This window comes from Acetobacter lovaniensis, assembly GCF_014207635.1.
Classification (GTDB): Bacteria; Pseudomonadota; Alphaproteobacteria; order Acetobacterales; family Acetobacteraceae; genus Acetobacter; species Acetobacter lovaniensis.
The window spans coordinates 314,379-327,588 of record NZ_JACHIE010000002.1 but is presented as its reverse complement, the minus strand read 5'-3'; the positions used below and the strand labels follow the sequence as shown (position 1 = coordinate 327,588).

The window sequence follows — 13,210 nt, the reverse complement described above, 5'->3', positions numbered from 1 at the left end:
TGTGTTCCGTGTGTCTGATGCAAGGCGCAAACCAAGTGTAAAATAAAACCGTACCAGTAAAATATGCCATGCCCTCTGCTATAAACCGGGCACAGGACAGTCTCGTCCTGTGGGGGGTATGGCTAATCAAGGCGTCCGTCTCAATCTTGCTTTCCGTGTTATATGCTTTCATCATAAGGTTTGTGGTTATTGGATGTGGTCTCTGTTGTGGATATAAAATTCACAGGGGATGTTTGTCGTTTGCGTATTGCGAACATTGTTTTTAATACTGGGTGCGCTTGCCGTCCCGCTTCTGGCCCCTGTCAGGGAGAACTGCCGGTCATGTTGTTTTTGTTCCGCCATAAGGTGGTTGCGCTCTCCCTCTTCACGCTTCTGCTGCTGGGCGGGTGTGGCTATGTTACGCCCGCCCGGCCTGTGGTTCCGCCCCTGCCTGCTCTGGAAAAGCCCGCCCCGTTCAGCGCGGCGGATGCGGTTTTTGTGCAAAAGCTCAACACCATGGACCTTGCCCAGATTGGCATGGCCACCATAGCCAGAACCCATGCCGCCCGGAACGATATTGCCCTTGTGGGGGAGAGTATCTCCAAGGATATGAGCGCGCTACAGGCCCGGCTGGCCAAGGTGGCCACAGCCCATGGGCTGACCCTGCCAGCCCGGCCATCTGGCTCCGAACAAAAACAGATCGAGCGCTTGCAACGCTGGCAGGGTGCGGCGTTTGACAGGCATTACATCCGCTATTTTACGGCCGCGCATGCCAGAATTAAGCCTGTGCTTGCCAGCCAGATCGCCTTTTCCAAAAACCCTGATCTGGTTGCAATCGCGCGGGATGTGCAGACCCGGCTGGCGGAGTATCAGGCCGTCATGCGTTAGGAGCCTGCGCGGCAGGTGTACTCAGTCTTTTATGCGGGTGTGAGTTGATAATGGCTTGCACAAAAACATGAAGCCCCGCAAAGGGCATGCACCATGCTGACAATCGAATTCATTTTGCTGCTTTTACTGCTGACCGCTGTGAGCAGCCTGATAACACTGCGGTTCAGACAGAAGGTGCCGCAGCCCGTTATTCTGATCGCTCTGGGCGTGTGCGCCGGGCTTGCGGGCATGCATGTGCAGTTGCACCCCGAACTGTTCATGTTCGTGTTTCTGCCGCCTCTTCTGTTCGCGGATGCGTTTCGTATGCCCCTGCGCGAGTTCGGGGAGCTGCGTGGGCCAATCCTGTTTCTGGCCTTTGGGCTGGTGGTGCTCAGCACCCTGCTGTGTGGCTATGCCATTCACTGGATTTTGCCGGTCATGAGCCTGCCGGTCTGCTTTACGCTCTCGGCCGCCCTGTCGCCTACCGATACGGTTGCCGTGTCCAGCCTGATCAAGGGCAGGCGGGTGCCTACCCGGCTGTTGCAGCTTTTGTCGGGCGAGGCGCTGTTTAACGATGCCTCGGGCCTTGTCTGCTTCCGTTTTGCCATGGCCGATGCGCTTACGGGCGAGTTCTCCTACCAGCAGGCGTTTGGCACGTTTCTGCTGGTGGCGTTCGGGGGGCTGGCCATTGGAGGGATTGTCGCCTGGGTTGCTGCCCGCCTGAACAAGATGCTCACCCGCTCCGGGTATGATGAGACCCAGTCCCAGATCGTGCTGGTGCTGCTGCTGCCATTTTTAATGTATGCTCTGGCCGAAGCCATGGGGTGCTCGGGTATTCTGGCCGCTGTTGCGGGCTGCATGGTGGTCAAGCTTTCAGGAATTGTGGAGGATGCCTCCACCAGTACCCGCCTGCAATCCGCCACGGTATGGACCATGGTCAGCTACGTGTTTAACGCGCTGATCTTTCTGTTCCTCGGCTTGCAGCTCCCCAGTCTTCTGCAAAGTGCGCATACACTGGTGCTGGCCCAGCATGTGGGCATGTGGCGTCTGGGCCTGCTTGTGGTGCAGATTTACTGCATCATGCTGGTCATGCGGTTTATGGGGGTGTGGCTGTCCATTGCCTGCCGCTGGGCTTCCGCGCGGATCAACCATGTTCCGTTCGAGGCTACAGGCCTTGCCGCCAGCCTGCTGCTGAGTTTTGCCGGGGTGCGTGGCGCGGTTACGCTGGCGGCGGTGCTGTCCCTGCCAACGGGGGAGGATGGCACAATGTCCTTCCCCACGCGTGAAGCGGTGGTGGTGATTGCTACGGGGGTTATTATTCTTTCCCTTCTGGTTGCCAGCGTGATTATTCCCCTGTGCCTGAAGTTTATCCCGGCCGAGCTGGTGGATAAAAGTGCGCAGGAGGAAAACATGGCCCGCCAGCGGCTGCTGCGTGCCGCACTGGACCTGCTGCGCAAGGCCGAAACCATGCCTGCCATAGAAACCCTGCCTGAAACGGAAGAGGACAGGGCGGCCATAGAGGCTGCCCGGATGGAGGTCATTGCCCGCCTGACCAAGCTCTACCAGACCCGGCTGGAGCAGGAGGACGCTACCCCGCGCATTGCCCGGGCCGACAGGCGCAACGCCATAAGACATGCCCGTATGGAACTCGCCCTGCGCCTGCAGATTCTGCGCGCGGAGCGCCAGACCATGCGTGAACTGGTGGCCCAGCAGGACATTAATGACCAGACGGAGTGGAAGCTACAGCAGGAGCTGGATTACGAGGAAGAAGTGATTCACGCCCTCGCCCAGCGCCTGCCAAAGGAGGTCTGATCCAGCAGGCCATGCTCGGTGCGGCAGGGCTGCCTAGGGCATGGCCTGATCAAGCAGGACTTCCACCCCGGGTACGATCCGCTGGATCAGGTCCCCTTCGGGCTGGGGGGTATTGGTCACGACATGGATACTGGCCGAGGCTGCTATGTCTTTTTTGGCGGCAAGAAGGGCAGTACGGGCGTTTTCGCGCCAGTTTAGTGTGCGCCCTGTGCCAAGGGCGGCCAGCCCCGCACGGGCCAGATCGGCCAGTTGGGCCGAGGCCGCCAGTGCCGGGGTCAGCCCCGCGTTATGGGCTGCCGCGCGGGCGAAGGCGCTGTCATTATCGGCCCAGCGGGTGAGCCTGTTTTCCAGATCATGGCGCAGTTCGGTATGACCGGCAATAAAGGCTCTGGCTTCGGCGTTAAAGGTTTCAGCCTCGAAGCTGTCCGGGCTGGCAATATCCGCCGGGGTGCCGAGCTGCTGCAAGGTGGCGGTCTGTTTGTGCCGGATTTGCAGAAATTCATGATTATGGGCGTAATTACGCACGGGTGAGACCGTCTGAAGCAGCACGGCGGCGGCCTCCGTCTCCCCCGGAGCCAGGCGCTCAAGCATGCGCCCAGTGTTGGCATGGGCTTCCAGCCCCAGCAGGTCCAGCCGGTCTGCCATAATGGCCAGTCTGGGGTACAGGGTTGTGGCATCGCACCGGTCCTGCGCGGACCAGAACCGTTCGGCCAGTGCCGCTGCCCGTGGCCATATGCGCGCATCCAGCATGTCGGGGGAGACAACCTCGGTCCACAAGACGGCCTCCGCACCCAGCACATGGGCTTTCTGTGCGTCATTCAGGGGTGGTGGAGGGGCGTCCTCCGCCTTTGCCGTGGCGGTGGGGGGTGTTGGTGGGGTGTCGGGCGGGTTGGGGCCGGTGGTCTGGGCGGCTGCCTGTGCCTCCGCCGCGTCCTTGCGCATGTCCAGCGGGTCTGTGGTGTAGTAGGCGCTCGCGGGGAGCAGGCGGTCCAGATAATAGGGGCCGGAAATAACCGTGTCATGGCCAGCGGCCGTGGCCTGTGCGGTATGCGCGGGGCCACGCCAGCTTTCTATAATGGTGTCTGGGGGAATATCGGCTTCCTGGACTTCATCCCAGCCCATAACGGTTTTGCCACGCTGGCGCAGGGCGTGGGCCACGTGGCGGGTGTAATCCGCCTGCAAGGCCGCAACCGAGGCTATGTGGTGCTGCTTCATATACGCGGCAATATGAGGGGATTGCGCCCATTGCTTTGCCACCACCTCGTCCCCTCCGATGTGAAAAACGGGGTCGGGGAACAGGCCCGCCATTTCTGCGTACACGGCGTTTACAAAGCTGAGTGTAGCCGGGTTGGTGGGGTCCAGGGCTGCGCGGTTGATCTCGGCCCGGTCGGTGGTGTTGAGCGGGGCGTTGGCCGCATAGCGCGGGTATGCCAGCAGCATGGCGTAGCTGTGGCCGGGTGTATCAAACTCGGGCACCACACGGATACCCCTGTCCGCAGCCTCACGCACAAGCTGGTGAACCTGTTCCTGCGTGTAATACTGCCCATGGCTGCCAAGTGTGTGCAGGCGCGGGAAAACCCTGCTTTCCACCCTGAAGGCGGCACCATCGGACAGGTGGATGTGCAGCGCGTTCAGCTTGACCATTTCCATGGCGTCCAGCTGGCGTAGCAGGTCGGGCAGGGGCATGAAGTGCCTGCTGGTGTCCAGCATAAGCCCACGCCAGGCAAAGCGCGGGGTATCCTCAATATGGGCTTGTGCCAGCACAGGCCCATCGCGCTCCTGCCGTACAAGCTGGCTCAGGCTGGTCAGGCCATGCAGCACTCCGGCCACTCCTTGTGCATTCAGGGTTATGCCGGTGGGGGCAACATCCAGCGTATAGCCCTCACGCATGGTGGGGCTGGGGAATGTGATGTCCCTGGGGGTGTTGATGTTCAGCACAAGTCCACCCGGTGGAGGTGGAGCCTGAGTGAACATAATGGGCCTGCTTGCCAGTATGCAAAGCCGGGTACGCAACCGCTCTACAGCCCGGAGCAACAGCGGGGTTGGTGGGCTGTTCCAGTGCAGAGTCAGGCTTTGGGGTAAGGCAAAGGCAGCCCCCGATGCCTGTAGAACAGCCGGTGCTGGCATGACCAGCGGCAGGCGCACGCTATTGCGCACAAAAGCCAGTTGGGGCGTGCCGGGGGATGTGTCCAGCGCATTTTGCGCCATGGTCACACAAGGTGTGCCCCCAGCCAGAGTAAGGCCACACAGGAGCAGTGTTCTGGCCGGGATGGATTTGAAAAAGTGAGCAATCATGGCTGTGTGTTTTGCACCGAAAGTGAGGTTGCAAGCCTGTGTACCCATGCCGCGTCCACTTCCCAGCCTGCCAGCTGGGCCGCGCGCAGGGCGGCCCCGCCCAGTGGGGGCAGGGCAGGAGGGGTTGCGGGCTGGCCCAGCAGTGTGCTCACGCGCGCACGGACGACCGCGCTGCTCATCACACTCCCGCCATAGCTCCACGGCAGTCCCATCAGAGGCTGTGCAGCCGGGGGTGTGGCGGAGGCAGCAGGGGCTGGCGGCGCAAGGCCGCGGCAGGCCGTGTGCGCCAGATCGGCCAGATGCGTGCCCGCCGCATGCAGTATGGCCAGAGCGTGGGGGTCATGCGTCTGGGCCAGTGCATGGATTATGGGGGCTACATCTCCCACGGCGGAGCGTGGGTGGGGGCGGGTGCGCAGCCACTCGCGCAGGGCATCGGAGGCGTGGGGGCCGTGGCTGGGCAGTTCCAGCGCATGCAGCACGGCGCACGCAAAGGGCGCAAAGGGTGTTGTGGGGTCATCCAGAAAACGGGCGGCGTGGTTAAGGGCCTGGCAGCCAATCCAGTAGCCGCCCCCTTCATCTCCAAACAGCCAGCCCCAGCCGCCTGCGCGGGTGGTGTGCCCATCTTGTGCGCGCGCCTGCGCTACGGAGCCTGTGCCCGCCAGCACAAAAACCCCCGCTCCTCCGGCAAAGGCAGCCCGGTGGGCGGTCTGCACATCGTTTTCCAGTTCCAGCGGGATGTCTGGCCCAAGGGCTGCGCGGGCGACGTTTACTTGCTGGTGGGAGGAAGGGCGCGCCCCGTCATATCCGGCCATGCCCAGTACGGCCGCGCACAGGCCGTTATGGGGGAGTGCGCGCAGCAGGGCATGCAGATGTTCGGCCCAGTCTGGCCGGTCATAGGGGTTGCAGCCGGGGCCGGTGGTGTGAGCCAGCAGGCAGGCATCCCGCGTGATCAGGGCGACGCGGGTATGGGTGCCCCCGCCATCGAGTGCAAGAAGGGTCTGGGCCGGGGGCATTAATACAGGATCTGTTCGGGTGCGGGTGGGTTATGGGAGGTGGGGCTCACACCACGTGCTGCCTGCACGGCCAGCAGGTCCAGTGCCCGGCGCAGGTGCCCGTCGCACAGGCGGAGCAGCATACGCCCCTGTGCGGGTTCCAGCCCCTGACGCAGCAGAATAGCCAGTTTGATGGACCCATCCGCCTTGAGCAGGGCGGCCTGCGCCTGCGTGTCCGAGCAGTCGGTCAACTGGGTAATCATCCGCAGTGCGCGGTGCACCAGTTTGGTGTTGACAATGCGCATGTCCACCATATGCCCCCGCCATGTATGGCCAAGGCGGATCATAAGTGTGGTGGAAAGCAGGTTGAGGCAGATTTTCTGCGCAGTGCCTGCCTTCATGCGGGTGGAGCCTGCCACGACTTCCGGCCCGGTTTCGGTCAGGATACCTATGTCGGTTTCGGCCAGCAGGCGGGCTGCGGGGGTGCAGGACAGGCCAATGGTCAGGCTGCCGCAAAAGCGGGCGCTGGCAAGGGCTGCGCAGGTGTAGGGCGTGTTCCCGCTTGCGGCAATGCCGATCACCACATCATCAGCCGTGGGGGTGTGGCGGGTTATGGCGCGCTGGGCTTCGTCCTCATCATCTTCAGCGCCCTCCACGGGGCTGAACAGGGCGGCCTCCCCACCTGCCAGCAGCAGCACCAGCCGCTCCGACGGCCAGCCATAGGTCGGGATCAGTTCCACACCATCCTGCAAGCCAATCCGTCCCGATGTGCCTGCCCCTACGTAAAACAGCCGCCCGCCGCGCTCCAGTCGCGGCACTGCCTGCGCAATGGCGGCCTCCATGTCCGTCAGGGCGGAGCGCACTGCCGCCGTGGCCGCGAGCTGGCTTTCCAGCAGGCTTTCCAGCACGGTGGCGGTGGGCCATGTGTCCAGTCCGTCATAACGCGGGTCCTGCATTTCCGTGCGGGGGGGCCGGTTTGGTGTGTACTGGGTGGTCATGATTTTGGCCTCCGGTTGCGGGCGGGCAGGGGGTACGGACTAAGGTGCATGATATGGAGCAGGCCGGCTAGCCCGAACAGGACCATCATGCCCAGCACGATCAGCCACGCAAAGGCAAGGGGGTGCCCGTTGGGGTGCAGGGCCAGCATGGCCCAGACCATGCATGGCACGCTCAGTGCAAAAGCAGGTGCGAGTGTGCGCGCCTGCACACGGGGCATGGCCATGCCCGCAACAAACGTGCCCAGCATGGGGCCATACCCGCACGCGGCAATGGACAGGCCAAGCAGAATGGCGGACTGGCTGGCATGGGCAAACAGCCCCGCACATGCCACCAGCGCGCAGGCCCACACCACGCTAACCAGCCGGGCAAAGCCCAGCGCGGAGCAGCGCAGCCTGCGTGTGGCGTGCGCGCACAGGGGGGCAAAATCCCCCACGCTGGCCGCAGTCATGGCCGACAGGGTGGCCGAGAGTGAGCCCATGGTGGCGGCCAGAATACCCGCCAGCATAAGCCCGCGCAGGCCCGGTGGCAGGTCACGCACAATATATGCGGGAAAAATGGCATCCGGGCTGGCATAGCCCGCCTGCGCAGGTGTGAGCCCGCCATTGCGCGCCCAGAGCAGCACGCCGGTCAGGCTGAGCAGGGCAAACAGCACGCCCACCCCCAGCGCGCTGCCCATAAGGGCCAGCCGCGCATCCCGCAGGCTGCGTGCGGCCAGCACACGCTGGACCATAAGCTGGTCGGTACCGTGGGATGCAACCGAGAGCAAAGCCCCCCCGGCAAGGGCGGCAAGGGGGGTAAACGGGCTGTTCAGCAACGGGGCATCATGGGCAAACAGGTGCAGCCGCCCGGCCTGTTGCAGGCTGTGCCATGTGCCCGCGGGTGCGCCATGCCATAACAGCAGTGCACAGGCTGTCGCTCCGAACAGGTACAGACCGAACTGGATACTGTCTGACCAGACCACTGCGCGCAGGCCGCCACAAACAGTGTAGAACAGGGTCAGCAGCATAATGCCCCCCAGCAGCACGGGCTGGGGCAGGTGTATGTGCAGGGCCGCCAGCATGGTGGCCAGGGGGAGCATGCCTGCAAACAGGCGCACGGCCTCTGCCAGCAGGCGGGTGGTCAGGAATGTGGCGGAGGCCAGCCGCTGCATGGTGGGGCCAAAGCACTGGCCCAGCCAGTCATAGGCGCTGAGCATCTGCCCCTGCTGGTAAAGGGGCAGGAACCACCACGCAACAATGGCCCGGCCCACAAGGTAGCCAAGGGCCAGCCCCACAAAAACCATGCCCGACCCATAGGCAATGCCCGGCACGCTGATGACGGTCAGGGTAGAGGTTTCCGTTGCAACAAGGGACAGGCACAGCGCCCACCATGGCAGGTCCCTGTGCCCTTCCAGATACGCGGTGGGGGAGGACTGGCGGCCCGCCAGCATAAGGGCCACAACCGGCATGGCTGCCAGATAGGCCAGCATGACCAGCAGATCGGTAAGGCTCATGGTGTGGTCCTGTTCATGCCGTGGGGCAGGGCCAAGGTGGGAAAACGCCATACCGGGCAGACCAGCCCGAGGGCGGGGCAAGGCTGGCATGGCGCACACGAACTTTAGGAACAGCCCGCGCGGGCAGCAAGTCTCTATTCCATTGCCCGCGTGGCGGGCTCGCCCGAGTGTGACAGGCCGAGGGCTTGGCGCGGCGGGCTTGTGCGCGGTAGTCTGGACGGCAGGTATTGCCCCGGTGCAGGGTGGCTGGTGCACCGCACCGGCTGGAGGCAGAAAGGAACCGTTATGACCAGCAGTTGCAGTTCTGGCGGGTGTGGCCCACGTGCCCCCCTGACCCCCGAACAGGAGCAGATTCTGCTCGGCCATGGCACGGAATACCCCGGCTCCAGCCCCCTGAACGGGGAAAAACGCCCTGGCACCTACCATTGCGCGGCGTGTGGTACGCTGCTGTTTTCCTCCACCACCAAGTATGAGAGCGGCAGCGGGTGGCCATCCTTCTGGGCGGCGGAGCCGCAGGGCGTTGCCACCCGGCGCGATACAAGCCACGGCATGGTCAGGGAGGAGGCCCACTGCGCGCAGTGCGAGGGCCATCTGGGCCATGTCTTTAACGACGGGCCACCTCCTACCGGGCTGCGGTACTGCATGAACGGGCTTGCACTGGACTTCCGGCCCAGTGCTACGGGCAGCGGCGGATAAACACTCAGCCCCGGTGCGGCGGGGCGTGCAGGCCGCCTGTGCTCAGCCCGGCACCTGCTGCGGGGCCAGAGCTATCTGCCGTCCCCCTACGGCATTGAGGAAAAAAGACCATGCTTCGCTAAAAAAAGCATCGCGCTCTTCCTCGGTCTTGAGCGGATCAAGGCCAAAAAGACTGTCTTCCATTGGCCAGCCTGTGACCATGCCGGTCAGCAGGCGGGCCGTGGTGTCCGTGGCATGGCCGGGGTTGATCTGGCCCTTCTGTTCCGCGGCTTTGAGCAGGCGCACAAAATTATTGTGAAAAGGCTGGCCAATGGCCGCCACCGCCTGCTGTTGCAGGGAAGGGTGGCGGTGCCCGTCGGCTATGAGAATCCGGTACGTGCCCAGTGCATCGGGGCGGAGGGTCAGATCCAGCATCAGGCGGCTGATGTGGCGCAGTTCCTCCAGCGGGTTGGTCAGGGGGGTCTCTTCCATGGCTCGCAGTACCGAGCCGGTCAGGTTGGTGACCACGGCTATGAACAGCGCTTCCTTGGAGGAATAGCGGCGGTAGATTGTCTGTTTGCTGGCGCAGGCCTTGCGGGCGATCTGGTCGATGGAGGTGCCCGCATAGCCATGCTGCACAAACAGGCCCGCCGCTATTTCCAGCAGATACTGGTCAAGGTCTTCCGTAACATCGGTCGTGGGTCGCCCACAGCGCCGTTTACGCCCCTGCAGGCAAGGGTTTGCCATGTCCAGAGGACGGGTGGCAAAGGTAAGGGCCTTGCTCAGGTAACCTTTGGGTGAACGGGGGGCTGGGGGCTCAGACAACGATTATCCGCTTTGTGTTAGCTGGTGTAGGGCAGGGGGAGGACAACACATCTGCAATGTGGCGGTTTTATACCCGTGTCGTGTTTTTATTTCGAGGTCTTTCCGTGCGACGCAAGAATGTGTTGCAAGAAAAGGGGGTGTTGCGGCCGCCTTTTTCCGCCACACACAAAACACACATACCACGTGGCGCACGATCATGTCAGGAAATAACCCCAGTGGAACAGCAGATGTTTGAGGGCGAACAGGCCTCCGCACCAGACCAGCCCGGCCAGACCAGTGCGAACAAAAGGTTGTCCCCCACCCCCCTTGCGCATACGGCAGGGACCGCCAGCGCGGAGCAGATAGCTCTTCTGGCCCTGAACGTGCAGAAACTGGGGCGTATCCTGCGCCGTTTTTACCAGCTTGCCATAGCCGTGGTGGCGGCCCTGTGCGTGGGGCTGTTCATTTACGCTGGTGGGGCTGTGGTTATGGTGGTGTTTGCCGCAGCCCTTGTGGCGGTGGTCCTGCATGGTGCTGCACGGTTGATCTGCCGGGTGCTGCCCATACGGCAGTGGGTGGCGGTGGTGCTGTTCCTTGCCGCCCTTGTGGGGGGTGTTTCGTTTGTTGTGCATGTGTCCGGCCCCGAGCTGGTAACCCAGCTTTCCCACCTGTACGCGGCCCTGACCCATGAACGTGATGCCCTGCATGCCACTCTGGATGAGAATCCGGTTGGACATTCGGTGCTTAACCATATTCCCCGCTTTCTGGGCGGCAACCAGACATCCGGCCCTCTTGGGTCGGAGGGGACGAGTGGGATGGACTTTGCTGGGTCCATGACCAATGTGCTGACCTCCACCTTCGGGTCGGCAGGTACGCTGGTGGTTATTGTGATTGCGGGGGTATATTTTGCGCTCTCCCCCCACCTGTATGCCAATGGCCTGCTGCGGCTGGTGCCCACGCGCTACCGCGGCACCGCGCGTGAGCTGATCCGCACAACAGCCCATGTGCTGTCCGCCTGGGTTGCAGGGCAGTTGCTGGATATGACCGTGGTGGGCGTGCTGACATGGGGTGGCCTGTCCCTGCTGGGCATGCCGCTTGCTTTTCCGCTCGGGCTGGTTGCGGGTACGGCCAACTTCATTCCCTATCTGGGGACGTTTATCGGGGCTGTGCCTGCCGTGCTGATCGCCCTGTCCATCAGCCCGCGTGAAGCCCTTATGGTGGCGGGGCTGTATGCCTTTATTCAGGCGTTTGAAGGGTATGTGATGTCCCCCTTCATTCAGAAAAGGGCGGTCAGCATGCCGCCTGCGCTGACCATTCTCTCCCAGACCATATTTGGTGCTTTTCTGGGGATGTGGGGTTTTGCCTTTGCCTCCCCCATTACCGCCGTGCTGCTGGCGGTGATCGACCACCTGACCGCTCCCCTGCCGGAGGAAGAGCAGGTCTGACAGCGCATCTTTTTGGCATAAAAGGGTAAAAAACAGGACAAAACAGGTGCGATCTGCGTTTTTTGGGGTGGTTTTCCCGCTTGTGTGCATGCACATTCCACGCAACAAGAATATCCGCTTGAAGGAAACACGGGATGTCCAGCCCAGCCGACGATTTTCAGAAATACCGGCACCTCAGCCCGTTTGAACTCAAGGACCAGCTCATCCGGCTGGCCTCGGGGCGGGCGCAGCGGGCCATGCTGGATGCAGGGCGCGGCAATCCCAACTTTCTGGCGACCCTGCCCCGGCAGGGCTTTTTTCAGCTTGGCATGTTTGCCGCAGCCGATTCTGCTCTCACATTCTCCTATATGGCTGAAGGGGTGGGGGGTATGCCCCGCCGCGCAGGGATGGAGGCACGGTTTGAGGCATTTCTGGCAGCCAACAAGGATGTGCCCGGTGTGGCCTTCCTGCGTCGCGCCCTGTCCTATGTGCGCGACCAGATGGGCCTGCCAGCCGATGCGTTTCTGCTCGAAGCCACGGCGGGTATTCTGGGGTGCGACTACCCGACCCCGCCCCGCATGCTCCGCTATGCCGAACAGGTGGTGCGCCACTACCTGCTGCACGAAATGGCAGGCGGCACCATGCCCGAAAGCACGACAGACCTGTTTGCGCTGGAAGGGGGGACGGCTGCCATCAGCTATATTTTTGCCTCCCTGCGGGAGAACGGGCTGATCCGGCCGGGGGACAAGGCCGCCATTGGCATGCCGGTCTTTACCCCGTACGTGGAAATCCCGGAACTGCGGGACTACCAGTTGCAGGAAGTGGCCATCAATGCCGACCCCGAAGCCGGGTGGCAGTACCCGCCAGAGGAACTGGACAAACTGCTTGATCCTTCGGTCAAGATTTTTCTGGTGGTGAACCCCAGCAACCCGCCATCGGTCCGTATGAGCGATGCAGGGCTTGCCCGCATTGCCGAAATTGTCAAAAAACGCCCGGACCTGATTATTGTCACCGATGATGTGTACGGCACTTTTGCCGATGATTTCCGGTCCATTTACGCCATTTGCCCGTACAATACGGTGCTGGTTTATTCCTTCTCCAAGTATTTCGGTTCCACGGGCTGGCGGCTTGGTGTTGTGGCCATGCACCAGAACAACGTGCTGGACCATGCGCTGGCAGCCCTGCCCGAAGCCGAAAAACAGGAACTGGACAAGCGCTACGCCTCGCTCACCCCCGACGTGCGTGGCCTGAAGTTTATTGACCGGCTGGTGGCCGATAGCCGCACCGTGGCCCTTAACCACACGGCGGGCCTGTCCACTCCCCAGCAGGTGCAGATGGTGCTGTTTGCCCTGTTTGCCCTTATGGATGGGCGGGATGCGTATAAAAACGCGCTCAAACGCCTGCTACACCGGCGCGAACTGGCGCTGTACCGCGATCTGGGCGTAAAAGCGCCGGATGATGATGGCAGTACCCACTATTACACGCTGATTGATCTGGCCAATGTGGTCACGCAGCTTTATGGCCGCCGCTTTGCCCGGTGGTTGATGACCAAGGTGGACTACCAGACCATCCTGTTCCGCATTGCGGAGGAAACTGGCGTGGTGCTGCTGCCCGGTGATGGCTTTGCCGTTAAACGTCCATCGGCCCGGGCCTCGCTCGCCAATCTGAACGAGTACCAGTACGCCGCCATAGGCGCGGCCCTGCGGCGCATGGCGGATGAATATTATGCCCGCTACTGCACGGAAAAAGGGGTTAAGGCCGCAGCCCCCGCACCTGCGGCACACCCGGCGCACTAAAGCCGGGCAAGGGCCGGGGTAGGGAGTAAACCCTGCTCCAGCCTGCCCGGTATTGCCCCGCATGACCTGCGTGGG

10 protein-coding genes are annotated in these 13,210 nt (G+C 62.6%); 5 read left to right on the top strand and 5 right to left on the bottom strand.

Annotation, left to right across the window (positions count from 1 at the left end):
* Positions 1–321: 321 nt before the first annotated feature.
* On the top strand, positions 322–867 hold the full coding sequence (locus HNR55_RS04715) for a DUF4142 domain-containing protein (protein ID WP_166112020.1): 546 nt from the start codon (positions 322–324) through the stop codon (positions 865–867).
* A gap of 93 nt (positions 868–960) precedes the next feature.
* Positions 961–2,658, top strand: coding sequence for a Na+/H+ antiporter (locus HNR55_RS04710; RefSeq protein ID WP_166112015.1), 1,698 nt, complete (start codon positions 961–963; stop codon positions 2,656–2,658).
* A gap of 33 nt (positions 2,659–2,691) precedes the next feature.
* Here the strand turns inward: HNR55_RS04710 and HNR55_RS04705 are convergent, their stop codons facing one another.
* From HNR55_RS04705 to HNR55_RS04690, 4 genes are read right to left on the bottom strand one after another with little or no spacing between them, the layout of a single operon-like run.
* On the bottom strand, positions 2,692–4,953 hold the full coding sequence (locus HNR55_RS04705) for a beta-N-acetylhexosaminidase (RefSeq protein WP_242005437.1): 2,262 nt from the start codon (positions 4,951–4,953) through the stop codon (positions 2,692–2,694).
* Positions 4,950–5,966 carry an N-acetylglucosamine kinase gene (locus HNR55_RS04700; RefSeq protein ID WP_166112012.1) on the bottom strand — a complete coding sequence of 339 codons (1,017 nt, stop codon included), beginning with the start codon at positions 5,964–5,966 and terminating at the stop codon, positions 4,950–4,952. Before HNR55_RS04700 ends, HNR55_RS04705 begins: the two co-directional genes overlap by 4 nt.
* Complete coding sequence (locus HNR55_RS04695; RefSeq protein ID WP_166112009.1) at positions 5,966–6,943, bottom strand: N-acetylmuramic acid 6-phosphate etherase; 978 nt, start codon at positions 6,941–6,943, stop codon at positions 5,966–5,968. Before HNR55_RS04695 ends, HNR55_RS04700 begins: the two co-directional genes overlap by 1 nt.
* Positions 6,940–8,436, bottom strand: a complete 1,497-nt coding sequence (locus HNR55_RS04690; RefSeq protein WP_166112151.1) for a sodium:solute symporter — start codon at positions 8,434–8,436, stop codon at positions 6,940–6,942. Before HNR55_RS04690 ends, HNR55_RS04695 begins: the two co-directional genes overlap by 4 nt.
* Before the next feature lie 285 nt (positions 8,437–8,721).
* On the opposite strand from HNR55_RS04690, the gene msrB reads away from it, so the two are divergent.
* Positions 8,722–9,132: a peptide-methionine (R)-S-oxide reductase MsrB gene (gene msrB, locus HNR55_RS04685; RefSeq protein WP_166112006.1), complete on the top strand. Its 411-nt coding sequence runs from the start codon at positions 8,722–8,724 to the stop codon at positions 9,130–9,132.
* A gap of 42 nt (positions 9,133–9,174) precedes the next feature.
* Here the strand turns inward: msrB and HNR55_RS04680 are convergent, their stop codons facing one another.
* On the bottom strand, positions 9,175–9,936 hold the full coding sequence (locus tag HNR55_RS04680; RefSeq protein ID WP_166112003.1) for a TetR/AcrR family transcriptional regulator: 762 nt from the start codon (positions 9,934–9,936) through the stop codon (positions 9,175–9,177).
* A 215-nt stretch (positions 9,937–10,151) separates the two neighbouring features.
* Between HNR55_RS04680 and HNR55_RS04675 the strand changes: the two genes are divergently transcribed.
* Entirely contained in the window at positions 10,152–11,360 is a 1,209-nt protein-coding gene (locus HNR55_RS04675) for an AI-2E family transporter (RefSeq protein WP_253545804.1), read from the top strand.
* A gap of 134 nt (positions 11,361–11,494) precedes the next feature.
* Positions 11,495–13,135, top strand: a complete 1,641-nt coding sequence (locus HNR55_RS04670; RefSeq protein WP_166112000.1) for a bifunctional aspartate transaminase/aspartate 4-decarboxylase — start codon at positions 11,495–11,497, stop codon at positions 13,133–13,135.
* Positions 13,136–13,210 lie beyond the last annotated feature (75 nt).